Source organism: Cupriavidus sp. USMAHM13, assembly GCF_001854285.1.
GTDB lineage: Bacteria > Pseudomonadota > Gammaproteobacteria > Burkholderiales > Burkholderiaceae > Cupriavidus > Cupriavidus malaysiensis.
On the sequence record NZ_CP017751.1, the window covers coordinates 3,620,680 to 3,642,711 of the forward strand.

Consider the following 22,032-nt stretch of genomic DNA (forward strand, 5'->3'; position numbering starts at 1 on the left):
GGCGCTCCGCTACCGCCCCGCAGCGGCGCAGTCCGGACTGGCCAAGGTCGCGGCAGCCAGCAGGCGACCTGTCTGCCCGGCAACAAGCAGGAACTGCGTCCGTTCAAGAGCGACGGGTTCCAGGCGCTTGTCACCCATTCCGCTCACACCTGCGTGCCACAGCACCGCCCGCCCGCTGGGCGGGACGATCCAGAGCTGGAACGATGGCACCTTCGCCGCGTCGATACGCCAGTGCGCCGTCAGTGCGGCACGCGCCGCGGACGCGCATGAGGGAGGATGGTCGAGTTCGATTGACAACTCCGCGAGATCCGACCGCTCCCCGAGTGCCGCGGCGACCAGCGGCCCTCCTATCACATGGCCCAGATGCGGCATGCGATGGGCCCGTATGCCCCAGGTCACCAGGATGACCAGGAAGATGCATACAAGCGATCCGGCAAGGCTGCGTGGCGCTTTAGTCATTGCTCATCCGAAGCCGTAGCCAATTTGGCCAAAGGTACAGGCGCGCATAGTCTCTCGCGTTGGCGAGCGCTGGCTGCCCAACCGACAGGATCTCCCACAACGTCGACTCGCCGACACGCAGAACACGACGCGCGTCCATTGCCTGCAGGCCCGCCTGCAACGCGGGGCTGGTCGATGGCCCTGCGACGACATAGCGGAGCCCCAGCAGATCGATGAGCTTGCGCCACCGCTGCCCACTCGGGTCTTGCTCGGCTTCGCCCGCGGCTCGCTGCATTGTCGGGTCGTACCACACGGAAACAACGGCTTTCCCGGCAAACGGAGCCAAGAACGGGCGGCCGGCCTCTGTCAGCAGAACCCCGGCACTACCCCCGAACCTGCGCACATGATCCGCAATCGCCGACTCGGGCGCCAGCGTGGTCTCGATCATGCTCGCCTGCTTCCTGAGCGTGAACATGCCCCAGATGAGCGGCTCCTTGAGTCGATAGAACGAATTCTGGGCGAAGCAGACATTGAGCACGATCAGCGGAAAGATGACCCCAACCAGCCAGGTTCCCCGCCGCACGGAATCGTACAAGGCCGCAACGGAGAGGGGGATTGCGACTGAGAGGAACGGGAAGATATAGCGAAGGTAGCGGACGTTGTAGAAGGAGCAGACGAGTGCGATCAGAATCACCACCATCGCCCCTCGGGTACGCTCCTTGGCCAGCGCCAGCAGCGTTCCCCCGAGCAACCCCAGCATCAGGAAACCCGCCGCCCCATCGTAGGCCTCCATGTAGTTCTCTGTGGAGAAGGTCAGGGACCAGGGCAGCAACCAGGAGACACCGGCGCTCCAGTGCGCATCACCGAAGCGCTGCACGTCGAAGTAGGGGGAGCGGAAGATATCGTTGAAAACGGGAAGCACCGGGTTGCCGGTGATCAGCGCCGCATAGAAATAGCTGGAGCCGGAAATCAGGAGAATTGCAGGCAATTGCCTAAGAACGAGCGCCAAGTCCTTCTTCAGGTTCCGCCCCAGCAGTGCCCACACCGCGACAGGACCAACCAGAACGATCTGCGTCGCCTTCACCGCGATTAGTCCGCTGCAGACCCAGATCAGCGGCAGAAGCGATGCGGCCTTGCCGCGTTGCTTGGCGTACAAGCCAAGCGAAACCGCCGCAGCCGTCAGCGCAGTCAGCGCCGCCTCGGTCTGCATTCCGCCAAGCAGGGGGTGAAACAGCGGCTGGCTGGCGAAGGCGGCCGCCACCATCCAACGCAGGGCCGGCGGCAGCCGCAGGCTGCGGGCGATGTCCCAGATGAAGTAGCTCGCCAGCGCATACCAGATCGCATTGACGCCACCGCGCGCGTCGGCGCCAGCGAGCACGCCGACTACGCCCTGGACGACATCGGAAGCCCAAGGCGTCATGGCCCAGACCTGCGATGCCGCATCGAGCCGGTAATACTTCAGCTCCCTCAGTTGGACAGGGATAGCGAGATGGCCGGCTAGGTCGTCGTACTGGATCGTCGGCAACCAGAGGGACACCGCGCCCAGAAAGAACACCAGCGCGAACAGCAATGAAGCGCCAGGCGCGCGACGGACAGCAGCCTGCCAGCCATATGCCATCCGCGCGGCTGCGGTGCGTATCGCGTTGAACCTGACGACCCAGATGGCGCCGAGAGCGACCTCATAGAACAAGCGCTCGTGTATCGGATAGGGAAGCAGCCACCCCGCACTTCCAGCCAGCAACAGCATGCCGAGAAGCAGGGCCAGCGACCAGCGTCGGACGCCTTGCCCGGCGACGAAGAGCGACCCGAGCCCGACCGATGCGCCGGCAAAGAACACTGTCGCGGCCAGCGTGCCAGTGCCGGCATGCTGCCAGAGCGTCAGCACCCCGGCGAGAATGAGCATGGAGCTGACGGAGCGCCTTGCGATCACCGCCAGAACCAGCCCTGCGGCCAGGACGATGCCCGCCATACGCGCCTGCTCCAGGAGGCGATCCGGCAACAAGCCACTCCATGCCGGAGTGCATACCAAGCCTGTCAGCACCAGCACCGCTCCCGCTAGAAGCAAGCCTCTGGCCAGCCATCGCCGGCCCCATTCTGCGCTATACATTAACTCTGTGATTCCGTTGGTGTGGCCGAAGGCGTCACGATCCCGATCTGTCCGTGGCTCGGCAGGCGGAAGAGGAAGCGCTGAATCTCCGTGCAGAAGTCCTGCCAAGACAACCAGCCCCGGCTCTCATAAAGCAGCGGACCGTCATGCGGGCGCTCGCTGAGTTCGCGCTCGCCGGCGCGCTGCAGCGCGTAGCTCCCTCCCAGCAGAAGCTTGGGCGCAACGAACGGCAGCAGCCCGACCCAGGTCTTCCACTGAGAGGGATAGCTGAGACATAGGCGCAGGTAGCGAAAACGGTCGGCCCACCGGATGGTCAGGCGCTGGACGGTTCCATTGCCGGCAAGGGGATCCAGGACTCGGAAGAATGGCTTGGGCACCGCACGGGCGTTGTAGAGCGGGAACTGGAACAGCCTCGATATACCGAGGCGGCGTCCGAGCAGGACACCCAGGAGATGAACCGCGTCATGGTCCGGGTGCCCGCCCTCCCAGGCCGGCATGTAGATCGAATCGAATGCAGGCTGCGTGGCGCAGAAAGCCAGACATGCCTCCCAGGCCGGCATTAGGTGGCGGTGGAGGCCGCCATCAGGAAGATGGTTCTGAGCGCCGATGAAATGCAGATTACCGGACGAAATGCCGAGCCGGCCCAGTACCGCGCGGCTTTCGTCGGAGCGGCGCATGGCGATGCCCGTTCCGCTTCCGCCATCGGTCAGATAGACGACCACCGCCCGCCCGCCGGACGCGACTACCCGGCGCAGGGACTCGAAGCATCCGAACTCGTCGTCCGGATGTGCCAGAAGAAACAGGACGCTCATCCCCGCCATGCCCTCAATAGGCATCGAAATCGATGAAGCCGAGACTGACCTGCTCGGGCGGCAAGGTCGCCTGGCGTTGATCCAGCGACAGGTAGATCAGATTCAGCGGCGAGGGCCTCAGGCGCTTGGGCACGTCGATGGCCAGCCCCCAGCGATACGCACCTGCGGGAATCGTTCCCAGGAAGAGCCGCGGCAACCATGGCACGGCATCCGAATACTGCCGGGCACGCGGCTCCGCACACGGGAGTTCATTGGCGACGACGATCCCTCGATGATCTGTCTTCGCGTGAACGGCCAGAACGCTGTCCGACCGCCTCTCAATGCGGATCCGATTGTGCGGATTCGCTGCGCGCCAAGTCAGCTGCGCATCGGTCCAGTCCCGTCGGAAGGCCGCGGATCTGCACACCGTCCCCCAATCAACCGAAGCCACCGGCCCCAGCGAGATCTTCGCCTCGAGCGGCCGCACCAGTTGGAAGCCCAGCTTACGGGTGAATCCCGGCGTGCTGTTGGCATTGGCCACGCCGTGCACAAAGCTGAAGCCGTCCGCAGCGCCCGCCTCATAGGTGCGCTTGGCCAGCTCCGTGAACAGGCCCCGTCCCTGGAAATCGGGATGCGTCGCCGTATTGAGCGACAGCAGGCCCCTGCGCCTGTCGCCCATCACGATCGCTTCGGTTGGCACGCAGACATAGTGGGCGGCCAAACGCCCTTCCGAATAGGCATCGAAGCCCACGACCGTACCGGCAGGATTGTCTCGATAAAGCCAACCCAGATAGCCCCGGTCCAAGTGCGTGGCGCCCGGGAAGCATTGCCGAAACAGCCCGGCGTACTCGTCCAGCGCACGATCGTCGAAGCGCGAACGGGAAAACTCAAACATTCGACACCTCGCGCTTCGATTTCAACCGCTGCATCACCGGAAAATGCCGATGGATTGGCCTTTTCGGAATGTTGGCAATATCAAAACCGAAGAAAGCCAGAATCAGCTGCAGTCCCGTCAGGAACGTGAGGGCCGCGATCATAATCGTACCGACAGGTGTACCAACTTCCTGCCGCGTTGAAAGCATCCAATGATATCCGCCGAACAGGATGCTGAACAACAGTGCCAGCACCCCCACAACGAGTTCGATACTAGCCAAGGATAGATCGCGCAGAAAATAGCTGTAGAAAATTCTCTTCCCGAAATTCCGGATATGCTTCATCATGAACTCGCCAATGATCTTGGAAACCTTGAGGTTACTGACCTCATCTCCGTATACGGCATCCATCGGAATATCCACGACCACAGCCCGGTAAGTCCCTAACCGGAACAACAGGTCGGTCTCGAAAAAATAGCGCTCACTGATCCGGTCAAACGGGAGCCGCCGCGCCACGTCAGCATGGATCGCCGTATAGCCATTGGTCGGATCGAAGATATCCCAGTAGCCCGTCGATAGCTTGGCCATCAGGGAAAGCGCGGCATTTCCCATGATCCTGACCGGAGGCATGCGCCCGATATTCGCCAGATCATAGAATCGATTACCCTTCGTATAATCCGCCTCGCCCGAAATGATCGGCAACACGAATTCCGGCAGCAACTCGGGATCCATCTGCCCGTCGCCGTCGACCTTGACGATGATCGTCGCCCCATCGGCGATGGCCGCCCGATAGCCTGTCATCACGGCGCCGCCGACACCCCGATTCTGCGCATGCCGGACAACGGTGACGCGGGGGTCCTTGCAGTGCGCCTCCACGAAGTTACCGCTGGCAAGGGGACAGGCATCATCCACCACATAAATCCGCCACACCAGATTGCAGATGCGATCGATGACGGACAGGATGTGCTCCGTCACCTTGTAGCTCGGAATAACGACTGCGATCCGGTGCTCGTCCAGATACTGCTCCATGCTAGCGCCGCCGGTCAGCAACGGATCTCTCTTCATCTTCATCATCCTCAACGGTAGATCCAGAACTTCGACACGGCGAATCCCGCGAGCGCCAGCAGCGCATCTGCGAGAGGCTTAACCACCCAAGCGAACTGAAGCCCCTTCGCCTGGTTGGCAAATTCGATGGCAATGGTGCTCATCACGGTCATCAGGCCCCAGGACACCAGGAATCGCCGGAGATGCCGCCAGCCCAGGCCTTCCCCGAGCGCGGACGAAAACGTTGCCTTCCCGTTCAGCCAGAAACCGATTGCGGCGCCGAGGATCCTGCCGAGCACGTTGGCCGGCGCGGTGGGAATGCCAAGCATCGTCAGCACCACGAAACAACCCCAGTCAGCAAGCAACTGCAACCCGCCGACAATGCCATAGGATAGGCCTTGCCTAAGGAGGCTCATCCGAAACTCCACTTCAAGAATTAGTGCGGGCAAGTTCTCGTTTGGCTTGCCCCATTGGCCGCGCGCCAAGGGCGCAGACTCGCGCGTCGCGATTGTATCAGGCCGCCCTTGTCGGAACAGCGCGGCATGCACGCCCTCAGCGCCGCCGCGCCAGAATCCGCCGCCCCCTGCGCAGAAAGCGCGCCGCCGATTGCATGACGGTCAGGTGGATCCCGGCCACCACCAGAAAAGCCAGGAACAACCAACGCTCCGGAACACCTTGCTGCCAGGCGCACACCCCGATGGCACCCAGCAAGGCATTGTTCAGAAGAATGATCCACACCACGATATTCGGCGGAATATCCAGCCGTACCAGTACATGATGAAGATGCGTTCGGTCTGCCGACAAGGGATTCCGGCCTGCCATGGCGCGGCGCACCGTAACGGCTAGCAGGTCCATCAGGATCACCCCTGAAACCCACAGCATGACGACCGGGGGGACATTACGTCCTCCATTATATTCTGGTTGCGACAACTCCACTGCGAACCAGACCACGGCAAATCCAAGCATGAGACTTCCCGCATCGCCGAGAAAAACACGATTCTTTCCACGCAGCGGATTCGGCAGATTAAATACCAAAAATCCGACCAAGGCCCCCACAAAAATCACGCAGTAACGCTGGGCAACGCCATTCCCCATCTCACCCGACAAGTAAGCCAGCCAACCGAATATCGTCAGCGCCAAGCCTCCCGCGAGCCCATCGAGTCCGTCCATCATGTTGACTGCATTAACCACGGTGACCACCGCGAACAATGTCAGCGGAATGCCCCAGTTAGTCAGCTCGATCTCCCGTTTTCCGAAGAGATCGCCTAGCGAGACCAGAAAGACGCCGCCCCAAGAGGTCATCAGGATCGCAGCAAAAAGCTGGGCGCACATCTTGGCAAGAGGCGACATCCCGCGCAGATCATCGATTACGCCAACAATCGCCAGCAGCGTCACTCCAGCCAGCAGCGCGATATGGTAGTCGGCGATCCGGACGAAAGCCGATGAACCCGCCCAGATGGCCAAGGTGATCGCAATACCCCCGACGAGCGGCACTGCTCCGTTGTGGCGCTTGCGACCGCCCGGGCGATCCAGCAACTCGCCACGCAGAGCGAGCGGACGCAGCATCAGGACCGCGACCGCACTCATCAGCGCCGCAATGAGGGGGACCCAGAAGAAGTCGAACATGGTGGCCTATGCAACTCGCAAGATTAGGATCGGTACCGCCAATATGCAGCGGAAGTCATGAGCCGCATCATACTGGCCAAGTGCCAGCGGAAATGGCGCGCGTCCACCCTCGTCCGCCGCTGCGCATCATGCACCACAGCAGCTGACTGTACCCATGACACGCTTCTGCCGGCCAGATGCATGCGCAGACAGACGTCCACGTCTTCGCAATACAGATGGTAGCGTTCGTCGAAGCCTCCAACCACCCTATAGGACTCTCGATCGAAAACGAGGCACATGCCCGCGAGCCAGTCCACCGACTGCACTATGATCGACGGGTCGTAGTCGGCAGCCCGCCGTCCGAACACGGTACGCTGAACCAATCGCCGCATGGTCGGAACATGGCGCGCGCTATCCTCGACCGTGCCTCCGGGCGCAAGCACACGCGGGCCTGCAACCCCGGGACGTGCCTTCAACTGGTCCACCAGCTTACTCAACCCGTGATCGGACAGTAGCCGCAGATCCGGATTCAACACCGCGAAATAAGGTGCGCGGCTGAGCGCGAACGCAGCGTTGTGGTTGGCGCCGAAGCCCCGCGGCTCGGGATTCCTGATCAGCTGGTAGCGGACGCCGGCCTGCGTGGCAAGCTCTTCCAGCTTACCGGGCAGGTTCTCCGTCAGCAGAAGCTCGATCGGAAGCTGCTCGCTCAATTTGGCAATGTCATCGAGCAGCGGACGCAGCAGCGCATCATGCTGATGGCTCACGACCGAAATGGCTAGCAAGGGCCCATTGGTCACGATCTCGATGCCCTTTCGATAGCGCGTGCGATCGGGCTCGTATCGAAGCGTTGGTTCCAGCCTTGCTCGTGGCGGAAGGCCAGGGCCTCTTCGACGGTACCGGTGGTTGCAAGCGCGCCTTGCGTCGCCAGGCCCCATTCCTGTTCCGTATCGGCCAACAGCACGCCGCTCTCCCCTTCTCGCTGCCGCATTTCGCCGAAGCGCGTCGAGATCACCGGCAGCCCGAGCGCGCGGTATTCGTAGTATTTGATCGGATCCACCGAGTCCGTCAGCTGGTTGCGCTTGAAAGGGATGAGTCCCACATCGAAGCTTGCCATGGCCTTCATGGCTTCCGCGTGGCTGCACGGCGGCAGGATTTCCACGTTGGCAGGCAGATCGGTCGGCACCGGCACGAACGCCGGCCCGATCAGGCGGACGGTGGCATTCGGCTGGGCTCGCGCAGCAGCCCGGACCGCCCCCCATTCGAACCAGCCGCCAATCGTCCCGATATAACCAAAAACGGGCGCACTCGAGCGGGCCTTCGGCAACGTGTTCGGCGGGGGCAGCACGGCCGGATCGCACGCATTGCGCACCAGGGCTACGTCCGGACGCAGCGACCGCCATTGGTCGCACAAACCGGTGGACGATGCCATCAGCAGCCCGGCCCGCGTCACCACGGCTTGCTCGCGCCTCGCCATCACGTAGCGGGAAAAACCATCGTAAAAGGCCGAAAAATGATCCATCGAGTCGTACGCCGACTCGACAAACCAGCCCGTCGAGAGTAACGAGAGCGCCAGTTGGGATGGCTTGCCAATGACCAGCAGCGTATTCCCGGACTCGGCAAATGCGGCTACCGTGGCCAGCAGACCTTTCCAGAGCGGGCGATTGAGCGCGCCGGACAGCGGCAGCGGCTCGACCGGGACGGCCTTCGGACGCAGCAATTGGAGCCACGACGGCGGTTGATCCTGCTGCCGGCCGTGACTGTGCGTGCCGCGCAGCTTCCGCAGGTCGCTGAACTTCGGAAAGCGCGTGGGATAGGGGTCCACCCAGATCACCTCGCCACCGCCGCGCGCCCGGAACCACTCAACAAACTTGTGCGGTCGCTGCGAGAACGAGAACCACGGCAGCGGTGACAGGTAGACCAGTTTCATCATGCAAAATACTCACGCAGGACCTTGACGATCCGCTGCGACGCCTTGCCATCACCGTAGGGAGAAACACCGCGCGCCATCGCTTGATAGGCACTGGCATCATCGAGCAGGCGCTGGGCTTCTTCCACGATGCGCGCATGATCCGGCCCCACCAGCTTGACGACGCCGGCATCGACCGCCTCCGGCCGCTCGGTTTCCCGTCGCAGTACCAGCACCGGCTTGCCAAGCGCTGGCGCCTCTTCCTGGACACCGCCGGAGTCGCTGAGAATCAGGTAGGCACCGCGCATCGCGGCGACGAAGGGCAAATAGTCAAGAGGATCAGTCAGGGTGACCCGGTCCAACCCGCTCAGCATACGATGCGCTGTCTCTTTGACGTTGGGATTCGGATGCACCGGGTACAGCACTTCCACATCGCTATTGTTTTCCACGAGGGTGCGGATGGCTCTGCAGATTTCCTCGAAGGGCTCGCCAAAATTCTCGCGGCGATGCGATGTCACGAGGATCAGGCGCCGCCCTTGCGGAATATTGGGCACGAGATGGTCGCAGCGAGTCACCACGTCCAGCAGAGCATCGATGACGGTGTTCCCCGTCAGAACGATCTCCCGCTCGGGCACGCCTTCCTTCAGCAAGTTCCCGCGCGAGGATTCGGTAGGCGCGAAGTGCCACGTGGCGATACGCCCGGCAATGACGCGATTCATCTCCTCGGGGAAAGGATTCCGCATGTCCCAGGTACGGAGGCCCGCCTCTACGTGCCCGAACGGGATCCCGCGGTAGAAGCAGGCCAGGGCGACGGTCATGACGGTTGTCGTGTCGCCCTGCGCGATCACCGCATCGGGCGCCTCCTGGCTCAGCACACGGTCCACCTCGACCAGCAAACGCGAAGTCAACTCGACCAACGATTGATTGGGCCGCATGATGTTCAGGTCGATATCGGGACAAATATCGAACAGCCCCAATACCTGGTCCAGCATTTCCCGATGCTGCGCCGTGGCCAGAACCTTGCACTCGACCCAGTCCTCATTCTTCAGACTGTTGATCAGAGGTGCCATCTTGATCGCTTCCGGCCGCGTGCCAACCACGCAAATAATCTTCTTTCTCATGAACAGAGAAGCCTCACGCTAGTCGAAGTCACTATTGAAACCATCTCCATGAACCGGATGTTCATGGTCAAACCCGCTTCCCGGTGGGACAGCGGGTGGGCAAGGAGCCTTTGCTGCACCCCTGTGCAGCCTGCCCATCACGCATCTCGCGGTGCCCGGACCGATACCAATCCTGCAGGTCAGGCCAGCCTGAGACTGGCCGTCTCACGTTCTTTGCGCCCCCGCCCTGCCTGCGGAACGCCCGGGCTGTCCGCCGGAGTCTGGTACGGCCGGCGATGATCGCCGACCGGTACCAAGGCTGGTCAGTCTCGATACCGATGCGGCATCCACTTCCCCCACTTCGCCTCGTAGATCTGCTGGTTCTTCTCCATCAGCGCCTTGCGTCGCTGATCTCCCAGCTTGTTGAAGGAAGCAGACAAGTGATGATGGACGAATACATCCTCGGCACAGACGCAACGCAGCCCGGCCTGTTCGACGCGGCGGCAATAGTCGTCATCCTCGAAGAAGCCGAGGCCGAACGCCTCATCGAGGCCACCTACCGCTTGGAATGTGGAACGTGGCAGCATCACACAGAAGAATGCGGCGGTACGGATATCGAAAACCTTGCCGAGATGCGCGTCCGTGTAGCGCCGCGCGGGGGCCGGCATCTCGTCGGGCTCCGTATAGCGGATCTGGATCTTGGCCTCGTTACCGATATTGTTCGTCACCGGCCCGATCAAGCCGATCCTTGGATCCCCGCGCAGATGCCGCACCAACGCGCCGGCCCAGCCCTGTGTCACGACGGTGTCGTTGTTGAGGATGACAAGGTACTCGCCCTCGGCAACCTCGAGCCCCTGGTTATTGCCGGCGGCGAACCCTTTGTTGTCCGTATTGAGAACCAGCTTGACGTCGTTCCGCCCCTGTGCGAATGCACGCAGATATTCGGGGCTGCCGTCGGTCGAAGCATTGTCGACGATAACGATCTCGTAACGCAGGTCCTTGGTGCAACGATCGATGCTATCCAGACACTTCCGCGTCAACTCCAGATTGTTGTAGGTCAGCACGATGATACTGATCATCGGCAAGTCTGCCAGTGCGAGCGATGCTTCGAGCTCCGCGGCCCGGTGCGCCCAGGTCTGTGCCGACGCGAATGCGATACGCCGCTCGACGGCTTGGGCCGGCTCGACTGCCGTCAACGCTTGCGCACACTGCTCCACGAAAGACGCGTGATCCGGCGCGGTCCTGACCAGGTCGCCGAATTGCCGCATCTCGGGCAGGTCGACGGACACGACAGGCTTGCCCGAGCAGAGATACTCATAGACCTTGACCGGATTGGTCGCGAGGGTGAGGTCAATGACTCGGAACGGCAGCAGGCAGACATCGAAGCCGTACAGATAGTGGGGCAACTTGGCATACGGTACCTCACCGACCATTTCCACGTTGGGCAGGTCGGCCAATTGCGACTTCGCGTCGCAGGTATCGGCACCGATCAGTTGAACCAGATAATCCGGGAAGGATTGCGCAACCTTACGCACAAGCTCGATATCGAACCACTCGGCAATCGCGCCGTAGTAGCCGATGATCTTCCGTCCTGCCGCATCGCGGTACACATGGTCCGGCCGCTGGCTGAAATGCTCGAAGTCACAGGCGTTGCGTACGGTGAACACATTGCGATTCTTGCCTTGGTAGGCATCCCGCAGCCAGTCGGATGTCACGACCAGCAGGTCGCATTGCTCGACGAGTTCCTTCTCGGCCCGCAAGATCTCCGGCGAGACATTGCCGAAGCCTTCATGGTGGTCCATGCAATCGTAGACCAGCCGGTTCCGCGGCATGCTGCGGGCGCAATCCAGCCAGAAGCCATGCTGTACCACCGAGATAAAGCGCTCGGCACCCGCCCACCGTGCGAATGCGCGCAGTCCGGCCAGGATCTGTTCACGGATCTCGGCTGGTGGCAATTGGCCGTAGATGGGCTGTGCACCTTGCGCGTGGAAACGAACCTGGTAGACCTGCGGATGCCCTGGAATCTGTTCCAGGCTGAAACCGGGTTCCGCCCGGTCAAGCAAGTGCGCACTGACGTAGAAAACCCGATGGCCTCTCTGCGCAAACCCCAGCGCAAGCTGCTGCGGACGCTGGAAGCGGAAGTGCCAGTCGATGACGCCCCAGAACACCACGTCCTCCCCTGTGCCGGGAGGGATAGGGGCAGGGACCACCGCTTCGCGATCCAGGCGCGCGCCACTTAAGGCCGCCTTGGGCAGCGCCTTGCGCTTGATCTGGCGCAGCAGGCCACCCACCCCTTCCCTCTGCGAATAGGCGAGCGCCTTCCGGCCGGTCTGCGCCAGCCCGCCTTGGCTGGCAACGAAACGCTTCAGGCGACCGGCTGTCCGCCTGGCCTTGACGAAGGGGGTCCATACCAGGCGCAGCGGCCCGGTCACCTTCCAAGAGAGCGACCCGTAGACCAGCGCCAGTTCCCTACTGCGCTGCTCGGCCAGAGCCAACGCCTGCCCTAGCCGCTCGTCGGACTCGGCCAGCCTGCGTTCGAGGTTGGCAATCGCACGGATCTTGTCCTGCAAGGACGCTTCCAGCTCGCCGCGCTCGGCCGTTACACTGGCCAACTGCTTGCGGGTCGCCTCCTCGCGCTGGTACGTCGACTGCGTGACGAACGCATTGTCAGCCAGCGTGAAATCCCTTCCCACGAGTTGCTCTTGCCGCCCGTAGACCAGCAGCATCTGCTCCCCCGGCCAATAGCAAGGGTTGTGCATGCTGGTGTCCACCAGGTCCGCGTGGACTAGGCGGAGCCCGCCCGGCAGCGTCAACGGAGTATTGCCGAAATCAAAGGTAAACTCATGCTCCGCAATCCGCTCGAACTCCCGGTAGGGAATCAGCACGACCAACCATCGGCCGATGCGCGGCTCCAGCCGTCTCAGCACCGAAAACGGATCGGCAAAGTGCTCCAGCGTATTCGAGGTGAAGACCACGTCGAATACCCGTTGATCCGCGCCTTCGGCACTGAGGTAGTCCACTGCCTGGAAGTCGAGTCCCGGATAGTTTTCGCTGGCTTTCCGGATTGCCGCGCTGGAGAAGTCGACACCAGTCACAGGCGCCGGGGCAAGCGCCCTGGCCAGAATCTCCGTTCCATCCCCTTCGGCGCATCCCCAGTCGCAAACGGAGAGGCCCTGCTCGCGGATCTGCGCAGCCAGCCAACCCGGCAAGTGCTTCACAGCGAGGTCACAGAAGAACCTGGTCTGCTCACGGCCGGACGCCTCCGCCCAGTCGGTATCGAACCGATTGTCCCAATAGCGTTTGCTGTTGATGTCGGATTCCTTCACAGCGAGGCGACCTTCTTAGAGTTGACGGATAGCGTTTGTTTCACTTGCGGCACGAACATGCCATGGACTGTGGTCGGCCAGATCGAGGAGAAGTAGAAGCTGCCCTCGATATACTCCAGATAGCGCACCGTTGCGCCCGCCCTGTTCTCGACGGCCACGGTCAACATGTAATTGCCAGGTGCCAGTTGGTTGACCAGTTCGAACTCGGCGAAAATCTCCTCTCCGCCAGCCGCATCAAAGCGGTGGCCGCTATCCCACGTGGTCGAGACGATCAGGTCCGAACCGGCCAGATTCTTGATCGACCAGGCAATGCCAATGGCCGAAGCGTCCACGCCGGCGGGCACTGCACAGCGGATGCGTATCAGGAAGCGGGCACCGCCGGGAACGACATTGAGCGTCTCCCTCGATCCGAGATCGACGAATGCCGTCTCGCGGATACAGCCGAGCGCTTCGCCCCAATGGCTGATGGCTTGCTGATGCCGCTTTTCGGACGCCGCCTCCACGGCCTGCTTCGGGCTGCCGGCGTCCGGATCCCCCTGCTCGTCGTCGAAAAGGAATTTCATGTACTGCGCCGTGACGCTCAGCACATCGCCCTCAAGCCGCTTCTCGCCCTTATCGAGCCAGATGGCTCGATCGCACAGGGTCCGGACGGCGCCGACGTCATGGCTGACGAACAGGATCGTGGTACCTGCCTCCTTCAGCGCCTTGATCCTATCGAGGCACTTCGCCTGGAAACGGGCGTCACCTACCGCGAGCGCCTCGTCGACCACCAAGAGCTGAGGCTCGACGTGAACAGCAACGGAGAAAGCGAGCCTCACGAACATGCCGCTCGAGTATGTCTTGACGGGTTGGTCGATGAAATCACCAATCTCGGCGAACGCCTCGATGTGAGGAAAGACCGCGTCCACTTCGGTACGTGACAAGCCGAGAATCGCCGCATTCAGGTAAACGTTCTCGCGGCCGCTGAACTCCGGATTGAAACCGGCACCGAGCTCCAGCAACGCGGCCACGCGGCCGTGCACCGCGACCGTGCCCGTCGTTGCCGCAAGCGTTCCACAGATGATCTGCAGCAAGGTCGACTTCCCGGATCCGTTCCTCCCGAGAAATCCGACACACTCGCCTTTGCGAATCGTGAAGGAGATATCCCTGAGCGCCCAGTGCTCCCGGTAGAGCTTGGGTGCGGGGCGGCCGGCGAGGCGCGCCAGCCGCCCCCGCACAGCCTGCATGAGACGATCACGCGGCGTCTGGTAGATGCGGAAACACTTACCAAGGCCGTCCGCGCGAATGACGACATCAGAGCACATCGGCAAAACCCTTTCGCAAGCGCTGGAAGACAGAGAATCCCAGCCATGCCACGCCAAGTGAGCAAATTGCGTAGATTGCGAGCCCATGCCAGTCAGGCGGCGTGCCGGTGATCATGACCGCGCGCAATTGCTCCATGGGAAACGTAAGCGGATTGATGAGCATCGCAGTCTGCAAGCGCGACGGGAGTGCCGACACCGGGTAGAACATGGGCGACAGGAACATGGCGACAGTGACCACCACCCCGACGATCTGGCCAAGGTCTCTCAAGTAGACGCCGAGCGAGGCGAGCAGCCAGACCACCCCGACCACGAAGCAAGCGAAAGGCAGCAGAATCAGCGGGAACAAAAGCACGGTCCAGCTCAGTGAATTGCCCAGCATGAGATTGAACAATACCAGCACGCCCAAACCAATCAGGGCGTGAAACAGCCCTGCGAACAACGCCACCCAAGGCAGCAGTTCCAAGGGGAAAACGACCCGTTTCACGAAATTCGCGTTGCTGACGATCAGCCCCGGCGCGCGCGATGCGCATTCGGCAAACAGGCCATGTACGATCATCCCGGAGAAGGCCATCAAGGCGAAATTCGACGGATTGCCGAAGTCCGCGCCCCAGCGGGAGTGGAATACGTGTCCGAAAACGAAGGTGTAAACCGACAGCATTAGCACCGGGTAGAACAGGGACCACAACAAGCCCATCGCGGAACCGCGATACCGTCCAACCACTTCCCGCTTCGTCAACTGATATGCCAGGTCCGCGTGACGCAACAGCGATCCGAAGGGGCCAGCCAGTTTCGCTAGCGCCGGAAAGCGTGCCTTGCTCACAATCGCTCCCGCCATTGGGAAAGGGAAAGGGCCTGCTGATCCTTGCCGGAAAGAACGGGCTCGCCATCAATCGGCCATTGAATACCGATATCAGGATCATTCCAAGCGATGCTCCGCTCATGCTCTGGGTACCAGTAATCTGTGGTCTTGTAGAGGAAGTCCGCAGACTCCGAGGTCACGACGAAGCCGTGGGCAAAGCCCTCCGGCACCCACAACTGCCGCTTGTTCTCGCCGGACAATGTCACGCCGACCCATTTCCCGAAGGTACGGGATTCCTTACGAACATCTACCGCCACATCGAATACCGCGCCAGACACCACACGGACGAGCTTGCCCTGCGGATGCTCGACCTGAAGGTGGAGACCACGGAGAACATTGCGCGCCGAGCGCGAATGGTTGTCTTGGACGAACTCGCGCTTCAGGCCGCTGGCCTGTTCGAATTCGCGCACATTGAAGCTCTCCATGAAAAAGCCGCGTTCATCGCCGAATACCTTCGGCTCGAGAATCAGCACTTCCGGGATGGCTGTGGGTATGACTGTCAGGTTCATGACGGACGAGGAATCTACGGCTGCCTTACTTGATCGATTCGGAAACAATACGCTGCAGGTACCGTCCGTAGCCATTCTTGGCTAGGGGCTGAGCCAGCGCCTCGACCTGCTCGGCGCTGATCCATTTGCTGCGGTACGCGATCTCCTCCGGGCAAGCCACCATCAGCCCCTGGCGGTTCTGCAGCGTGGCGATGAAGCTGGCCGCCTCCAGCAGCGAGTCGTGCGTGCCGGTGTCCAGCCAGGCATAGCCACGTCCCATGATCTCCACGTCGAGTTGCCCCAGCGCCAGGTAGTGCTTATTGACATCGGTGATCTCGAGCTCGCCGCGGGCTGACGGCTTGATATCGGCAGCAATGTCACAAACCTGTCGATCATAGAAGTAAAGTCCGGTAACCGCGTAGTTCGAACGCGGCTTCTGCGGCTTTTCTTCAAGCGAAAGCGCACGGAAACCCTCGTCGAACTCCACCACGCCATAGCGCTCCGGATCGTGCACGTGATAGGCGAACACGGTGGCGCCTGCCTGCTGGCCGGCGGCACTCTCCAGCTGGCGCACCAGGTCATGCCCATGGAAGATGTTATCGCCCAGGATCAGCGTGGACGGATCGTTGCCGATGAAGTCACGGCCGATGATGAAGGCCTGCGCCAGCCCGTCGGGACTGGGCTGCACCGCGTACTGCAGGTTGATGCCCCACTTGCTGCCATCGCCCAGCATGTCCGCAAAGCGCGGCGTGTCTTCCGGCGTGGAAATCACCAGGATGTCACGGATCCCTGCCAGCATCAGCGTGGACAGCGGATAGTAGATCATCGGCTTGTCGTACACCGGCAGCAGTTGCTTGGAGACAGACCGCGTGATGGGGTAAAGCCGGGTGCCGGAGCCACCGGCCAGGATAATGCCTTTGCGCATGGTGTTCTGGTCAGGTAAGGATCTGATCGAGCAGGAGATGGACACCCTGCTGCCAATCCGGAAGATAGATGCCGAAGGTCTCGCGCAGCTTGCCCGTATCCAGCCGCGAGTTGGACGGGCGCGGCGCCGGCAGCGGGTAGGCGGTCGCCGGGATCGCCTCGATGGCCGCCGGGTCCACCTTGAGTTCGACGCCCTTGGCGGCGGCATAGCGGACCACCTCGCTGGCGTAGCCATGCCAGTTCGTCTCTCCGGCCGCGGCCAGGTGGTAGATGCCGCCGGCAAACTCTGCGCGCTCGCCGAACAGCCAGTGCCGCGCGATGATCTGCGCGGTCACGTCGGCAATCAATGCGGCCGTGGTGGGCGCGCCGAACTGGTCGGCGATCACGCGCAGGCTGTCGCGCTCGCGCGCCAGCTTGAGCATGGTCTTGGCGAAGTTGCCGCCATGCGCGCCGGCCACCCAGCAGGTGCGCAGCACCAGCGCCGCCGCGCCGGTCGCCGCGACGGCCAGTTCACCGGCCAGCTTGCTCTTGCCGTAGACGGACTGCGGCGCTACCGCATCGGTCTCGACGTAGGGGCCTTCCTTGCGGCCGTCGAAGACGTAGTCGGTCGAGTAGTGCACCAGCAGGCTGCCGAGCACCTTGGCTTCCTCGGCCAGCACGCCGGCCGCGGTCGCATTGATGGCGAAGGCCGTCTCGGCGTCGGCTTCGGCCTTGTCCACCGCCGTGTAGGCCGCCGGGTTGACGATCACGTCCGGCCGCAGTTCGCGCACGCGCCGGCGGATCTCGTCCGGACGCGACAGGTCGCAGCCGGAGCGGTCCAGTGCGACCACCCGGCCCAGCGGCGCGAGGCTGCGGCGCAGCTCGAATCCGACCTGGCCGTTACAACCGGTGACAAGGAGTGTGGGGATGCGGGAAGCCTTAGGCTGCATATTGCTTGGCTACCCAGTTGCGGTATTCCCCCGACATCACATCCTGCACCCAGGCCTGGTTGTCCAGATACCACTGCACGGTCTTGCGCAGGCCGGTCTCGAAGGTCTCGGCCGGCTTCCAGCCCAGTTCGCGCTCGAGCTTGCGGGCGTCGATGGCGTAGCGCCGGTCATGGCCCGGGCGGTCCTTGACGAAGGTGATCTGATCCCGGTAGGAGCCGGCCGCGCGCGGCTTGAGCTCGTCCAGCAGGTCGCACAGGGTGTGCACCACGTCGAGGTTGGTCTTCTCGTTCCAGCCGCCGACGTTGTAGGTCTCGCCCAGGCGGCCGCGTGCCAGCACTTCGCGGATGGCCGCGCAGTGGTCGCCCACATAGAGCCAGTCGCGCACGTTGAGCCCGTCGCCGTACACCGGCAGGGGCTTGCCCGCGAGCGCGTTGGCGATCATCAGCGGGATCAGCTTCTCGGGGAAGTGGTACGGGCCGTAGTTGTTCGAGCAGTTGGTGGTCAGCACCGGCAGCCCGTAGGTGTGGTGGTAGGCGCGCACCAGATGGTCTGAGGCCGCCTTGGAGGCCGAGTACGGGCTGTTGGGCGCGTAAGCCGTGGTCTCCGAGAACTGCGGGTCGGTGGGGCTCAGCGAGCCGAACACCTCGTCGGTGGAGACATGCAGGAAGCGGAAGGCGGCCTTGGCATCGGCGTCGAGCGCGCCCCAGTAGGCGCGCGTGGCCTCCAGCAGCGTGAAGGTGCCGACGATATTGGTCTGGATGAACTCGGCCGGGCCATGGATGGAGCGGTCCACATGGCTCTCGGCGGCGAAATGCACGACCGCGCGCGGACGGTAGGCAGCAAACAGGCGGTCGATCGCCTCGCGATCGCAGATATCGGTCTGCGAGAACACATGGCGTGCGTCGCCTTCCAGCGAGGCGAGCGTCTTGCGGTTGCCTGCGTAGGTCAGCTTGTCGATGTTGACGACGGCATCCGCGCCTGTGTCACGCAGCCAGCCGAGCACGAAGTTCGCACCGATGAACCCCGCCCCGCCCGTTACGAAGATATAGGACAACTCTTTTGCTCCCTGCCTATCGATATATATGTTCGAGAACCCGGCCAAAGCCGGGCGTCCGCCATATTCCATTGTGGGTTGGCGGGGATCCGTTTGTGCTTGGAAGTGGCGGTATTCTATCTGACAGGCAGTCCCCTCCTGCTGTACCCCCCTAACTTTTTGTACCATGTTGTAACGCAACACTGACTTATTGTCGCTACATCCAAACAATAACCCGCTCTATTCTGGCCTTTCTCGATGCACGCCTCGCCCACCCCAACCGGCCGCCCTTTCGCCATCGGCGACCTCCAGGGATGCCTGCCTTCCCTCAATGTGCTGCTCAACCGACTTCCGGAGGATGCTCCCCTGCGCTTCGTCGGCGACCTCGTCAACCGCGGCCCCGCCTCCCTGCAGACCCTAAGGGCCATCCAGGGCTTCGGCGCGCGCGCCCGCACTGTGCTCGGCAACCACGATATCCACCTGTTGGCGGTCGCCGCCGGCGTGCGCAAGAAGGGACGCAGTGACACCCTGGATGACATCCTGGCGGCGCCCGACCGCGACGCCCTGCTGGACTGGCTGCGCCATCAGCCGCTCGCCCTGGAAGAGGATGGCTTCCTGCTGGTGCATGCGGGCGTGCTGCCCCAGTGGACGGCCACGCAGGTGCTGGAACTGGCCCGCGAGGTCGAGAAGCAGCTGCAGGGCCCGGGCTGGCAGGATTTCCTCGCCAACGTGTTCGGCAACACGGCGGATCGCTGGCAGGACGGCCTGCGCGGCATCGAACGGCAGCGGGTGGTGGTCAACGCCTTGACACGCCTGCGCTTCTGCAGCGCGGAGGGCGTGATGGACTTCAAGACCAAGGAAGGCGCCGACGGTGCGCCGCAGGGCTTCATGCCCTGGTTCGAGGTGCCAGGGCGGCGCAGCAGCGATGTGACCGTCGTCTGCGGCCACTGGTCGACACTGGGACTGGTGATGCGGCCGAACCTGCTGGCGCTGGACACCGGCTGCGTCTGGGGAGGCCGGCTCAGCGCCGTGCGCCTGGCGCACGACCCGTCGGCACGCGACCTCGTGCAGGTGGACTGCCCGCCTTACTGCGACCCGCTGGCGTAAGTCCCGGCACGGTGGCGCCGGGCGGAGCGGCGGGCCCTCGCCATCCGCTTCAGCGCGCTGGCGCCGGCACGGCCTCGCCGTCGGGCGTGGTGCCCGCCGCAGTCATGCCATTGACCCGTGCGGCCACGCCATGGGCCTGCTCGTGCGCGCCCTGGGTCAGGTGCATGACCACCTCGCGCGCGGCTTCACCGAGCTCGCGCCGGCTGGCCGAGGCGGCATGCAGGGCCGGGGCGAACGACAGGCGCGCGACGATGGGGGGCGCGGACAACACCGCGTTCAGGCACTGCAGCAGGCTGAGGTCGCCGATATAGGCCGGCGCCAGGGTCGGCTGCCGCGTGGCGGCATCGAGATAAGCCAGCCCCAGGGGCTGCACCGGCAAACCAGCCGAGAGCGGGGCCTGCATCAGGTTGGCGTGGAAAGGCAGCACGCTGCTGCCGTCGCTGGTGGTACCCTCGGGGAACACGCACACCAGGTCGCCCTGCCGCATCACGCCGGTGATGTCGTGCAGCACGCGATGTGCGTCGCGCTTGCGCCCGCGCTCGATGAAGATGGTACCGGTCTGCTGGCACAGCCAGCCGATCAGCGGCCAGCTGCGGATCTCCGACTTGGCGACGAAGCGCACCGGCTGCCAGCAGTTGATCACGTAGATGTCCAGCCAGGAGATGTGGTTGCACACCACCATCGCGCCATGGCCTGCGCCGGTCGCAGGCGGCTCGCCCTGCAGCTCGACCGTGATGCCGCACAGGCGCAGCAGGCGCCGCGACCAGCGCCGGATGTGCCATTGGCGCGCGGCCGGCCCCAACCAGGGGAACAGCAGCGCGCAGGTTAGTGCCCCCCGCACCAGGTGCAGCACCAGTCCCAGCTTGCGCAGCCAGACCATGATCGTCGCCCGTCAGTGCGCGTCGTGCACGATGTGGCCGCCGACCAGCGTCGTGCGCACCTTGCCCTGCATCTCGTAGCCCAGCCACGGCGAGTTCTTGCCCTGGCTCTTGAGCGAGCGTCGCTCCACCTTCCAGGCCTGCTCGGGATCGAACAGGCACACGTCGGCGGCGGCACCGACGGCCAGCGTGCCGGCCGGCAGGCCGACCGCGCGCGCCGGCTCGCTGGTGATGCGGGCCAGCGCCTGCGCCAGCGGCACCTTGTGCTCACGCGCCCAGCGCAGCGTCAGCGGCAGCAGCAGTTCGAGGCCGGTGGCGCCCGGCGTTGCCTCGGCGAAGGGCAGCAGCTTCTCGTCGTCGTCCACCGGGGTGTGGTCCGAGCACAGCGCGTCGATGGTGCCGTCGGCCAGGGCGGCGACGATGGCGTCGCGGTCGCGCGCGCTGCGCAGCGGCGGCGTGAAACGCATCTGCGCGTTGAAGTAGCCGATGTCCACATCGGTCAGCGAGACGTGGTGGATATTGACGTCGCAGCTCACGCGCAGGCCTTCGCGCTTGGCCTGGCGTACCAGTTCCAGGCCCGCCGCGGTGGACAGGCGGCAAAGGTGCACGCGGGCGCCGGTGGCGCGCAGCAGTTCGAAGATGGTGTGCAGGCGCACCGTTTCCGCGAACACCGACACGCCCGACAGGCCCAGGCGCGAGGCGATCGCCCCGCTGGCCGCCACGCCGCCGCCCAGGAAGGGGTCCTCCGGGCGCAGCCAGACCGTGAAGCCGAAGGTCTGTGCGTATTGCAGTGCGCGCAGCAGCACCTGGGTGTTGTGGATGGGTGCCTCGGCCTGGCTGAAGCCGACGCAGCCGGCCTCGGTCAGCTGCGACATCTCGGTCAGCACTTCGCCCTTCAGGCCCAGGGTCAGCGCGCCGAGCGGGTAGACATGGGTCTGGTTCAGCGTGCGGGCGCGGAACTTGAGCATTTCCACCAGGCCAGGCTCGTCGAGCACGGGATCGGTATCGGGCGGGCACACCAGGCTGGTGACGCCGCCCGCGGCGGCGGCGGCCACCTCGGATTCCAGCGTGGCCTTGTATTCGTAGCCCGGCTCACGCAGGCGCGCCGACAGGTCGACCAGTCCGGGGCAAACGACCAGGCCGCTGGCGTCGATGGTCTTGTTGGCATGGAAATCGGCCGGGGCATCGCCCACGCCGACGATCTTGCCGGCGGCGATGTACAGGTCCTGGCGGGCATCGATGTTGCCGGCCGGGTCGATCAGGCGGCCACCCTTGATGTGAATCTTCATATCGCGTCGCTTGCTGTGTTCGCTATGTTCGC

General features: G+C 63.4%; 20 protein-coding genes. 1 reads left to right on the plus strand and 19 read right to left on the minus strand.

The features are described 5' to 3' along the window. Positions 1-9: 9 nt before the first annotated feature. The 17 genes from BKK81_RS15990 to rfbB form a co-directional block, all read right to left on the minus strand. The gene (locus tag BKK81_RS15990; protein ID WP_071014891.1) at positions 10-459 is read right to left on the minus strand and encodes a hypothetical protein; all 450 of its coding nucleotides are present in this window, start codon (positions 457-459) and stop codon (positions 10-12) included. Next, on the minus strand, positions 452-2,407 hold the full coding sequence (locus BKK81_RS15995) for a hypothetical protein (protein ID WP_156811307.1): 1,956 nt from the start codon (positions 2,405-2,407) through the stop codon (positions 452-454). The genes BKK81_RS15990 and BKK81_RS15995 overlap by 8 nt, the downstream gene beginning before the upstream one ends. Before the next feature lie 137 nt (positions 2,408-2,544). Then, positions 2,545-3,357, minus strand: a complete 813-nt coding sequence (locus BKK81_RS16000) for a PIG-L deacetylase family protein (protein ID WP_197523931.1) — start codon at positions 3,355-3,357, stop codon at positions 2,545-2,547. 13 nt (positions 3,358-3,370) lie between these two features. After that, positions 3,371-4,231: a GNAT family N-acetyltransferase gene (locus BKK81_RS16005; protein WP_071014898.1), complete on the minus strand. Its 861-nt coding sequence runs from the start codon at positions 4,229-4,231 to the stop codon at positions 3,371-3,373. After that, positions 4,224-5,273, minus strand: a complete 1,050-nt coding sequence (locus BKK81_RS16010) for a glycosyltransferase family 2 protein (protein WP_231907934.1) — start codon at positions 5,271-5,273, stop codon at positions 4,224-4,226. The genes BKK81_RS16005 and BKK81_RS16010 overlap by 8 nt, the downstream gene beginning before the upstream one ends. Before the next feature lie 11 nt (positions 5,274-5,284). Next, on the minus strand, positions 5,285-5,668 hold the full coding sequence (locus BKK81_RS16015; RefSeq protein WP_071014901.1) for a GtrA family protein: 384 nt from the start codon (positions 5,666-5,668) through the stop codon (positions 5,285-5,287). A gap of 136 nt (positions 5,669-5,804) precedes the next feature. After that, entirely contained in the window at positions 5,805-6,878 is a 1,074-nt protein-coding gene (locus tag BKK81_RS16020; protein WP_071014903.1) for an MraY family glycosyltransferase, read from the minus strand. Between the two features lie 23 nt (positions 6,879-6,901). Beyond that, positions 6,902-7,621 carry a glycosyltransferase gene (locus tag BKK81_RS16025; RefSeq protein ID WP_231907935.1) on the minus strand — a complete coding sequence of 240 codons (720 nt, stop codon included), beginning with the start codon at positions 7,619-7,621 and terminating at the stop codon, positions 6,902-6,904. Positions 7,622-7,650: 29 nt separating this feature from the next. After that, positions 7,651-8,787, minus strand: coding sequence for a glycosyl transferase (locus BKK81_RS36455; RefSeq protein WP_231907936.1), 1,137 nt, complete (start codon positions 8,785-8,787; stop codon positions 7,651-7,653). Then, the gene (wecB, locus tag BKK81_RS16035) at positions 8,784-9,884 is read right to left on the minus strand and encodes a non-hydrolyzing UDP-N-acetylglucosamine 2-epimerase (RefSeq protein WP_071014909.1); all 1,101 of its coding nucleotides are present in this window, start codon (positions 9,882-9,884) and stop codon (positions 8,784-8,786) included. Before wecB ends, BKK81_RS36455 begins: the two co-directional genes overlap by 4 nt. Positions 9,885-10,186: 302 nt before the next feature. After that, positions 10,187-13,189: a glycosyltransferase gene (locus tag BKK81_RS16040; protein WP_071014912.1), complete on the minus strand. Its 3,003-nt coding sequence runs from the start codon at positions 13,187-13,189 to the stop codon at positions 10,187-10,189. After that, a complete protein-coding gene (locus BKK81_RS16045) occupies positions 13,186-14,493 on the minus strand; it encodes an ABC transporter ATP-binding protein (RefSeq protein WP_071014915.1) in 1,308 nt (435 codons plus the stop codon). The genes BKK81_RS16040 and BKK81_RS16045 overlap by 4 nt, the downstream gene beginning before the upstream one ends. Further along, positions 14,483-15,313, minus strand: a complete 831-nt coding sequence (locus BKK81_RS16050; RefSeq protein WP_231907937.1) for an ABC transporter permease — start codon at positions 15,311-15,313, stop codon at positions 14,483-14,485. The genes BKK81_RS16045 and BKK81_RS16050 overlap by 11 nt, the downstream gene beginning before the upstream one ends. Next, entirely contained in the window at positions 15,310-15,861 is a 552-nt protein-coding gene (gene rfbC / locus BKK81_RS16055; RefSeq protein ID WP_071014919.1) for a dTDP-4-dehydrorhamnose 3,5-epimerase, read from the minus strand. The genes BKK81_RS16050 and rfbC overlap by 4 nt, the downstream gene beginning before the upstream one ends. Positions 15,862-15,886: 25 nt before the next feature. After that, positions 15,887-16,765, minus strand: coding sequence for a glucose-1-phosphate thymidylyltransferase RfbA (gene rfbA, locus BKK81_RS16060; RefSeq protein ID WP_071014922.1), 879 nt, complete (start codon positions 16,763-16,765; stop codon positions 15,887-15,889). 10 nt (positions 16,766-16,775) lie between these two features. After that, positions 16,776-17,693: a dTDP-4-dehydrorhamnose reductase gene (rfbD, locus tag BKK81_RS16065; protein ID WP_071014925.1), complete on the minus strand. Its 918-nt coding sequence runs from the start codon at positions 17,691-17,693 to the stop codon at positions 16,776-16,778. Continuing rightward, positions 17,683-18,747, minus strand: coding sequence for a dTDP-glucose 4,6-dehydratase (gene rfbB, locus BKK81_RS16070; RefSeq protein ID WP_071014928.1), 1,065 nt, complete (start codon positions 18,745-18,747; stop codon positions 17,683-17,685). Before rfbB ends, rfbD begins: the two co-directional genes overlap by 11 nt. 237 nt (positions 18,748-18,984) lie before the next feature. Between rfbB and BKK81_RS16075 the strand changes: the two genes are divergently transcribed. Then, entirely contained in the window at positions 18,985-19,833 is an 849-nt protein-coding gene (locus tag BKK81_RS16075; RefSeq protein WP_071014930.1) for a symmetrical bis(5'-nucleosyl)-tetraphosphatase, read from the plus strand. A gap of 49 nt (positions 19,834-19,882) precedes the next feature. On the opposite strand, the gene BKK81_RS16080 is transcribed toward BKK81_RS16075, so the two are convergent. Further along, positions 19,883-20,713, minus strand: coding sequence for a lysophospholipid acyltransferase family protein (locus tag BKK81_RS16080; protein WP_071014932.1), 831 nt, complete (start codon positions 20,711-20,713; stop codon positions 19,883-19,885). A 12-nt stretch (positions 20,714-20,725) separates the two neighbouring features. Continuing rightward, the gene (locus BKK81_RS16085; protein ID WP_071014935.1) at positions 20,726-22,000 is read right to left on the minus strand and encodes a dihydroorotase; all 1,275 of its coding nucleotides are present in this window, start codon (positions 21,998-22,000) and stop codon (positions 20,726-20,728) included. Between the last annotated feature and the right edge of the window lie 32 nt (positions 22,001-22,032).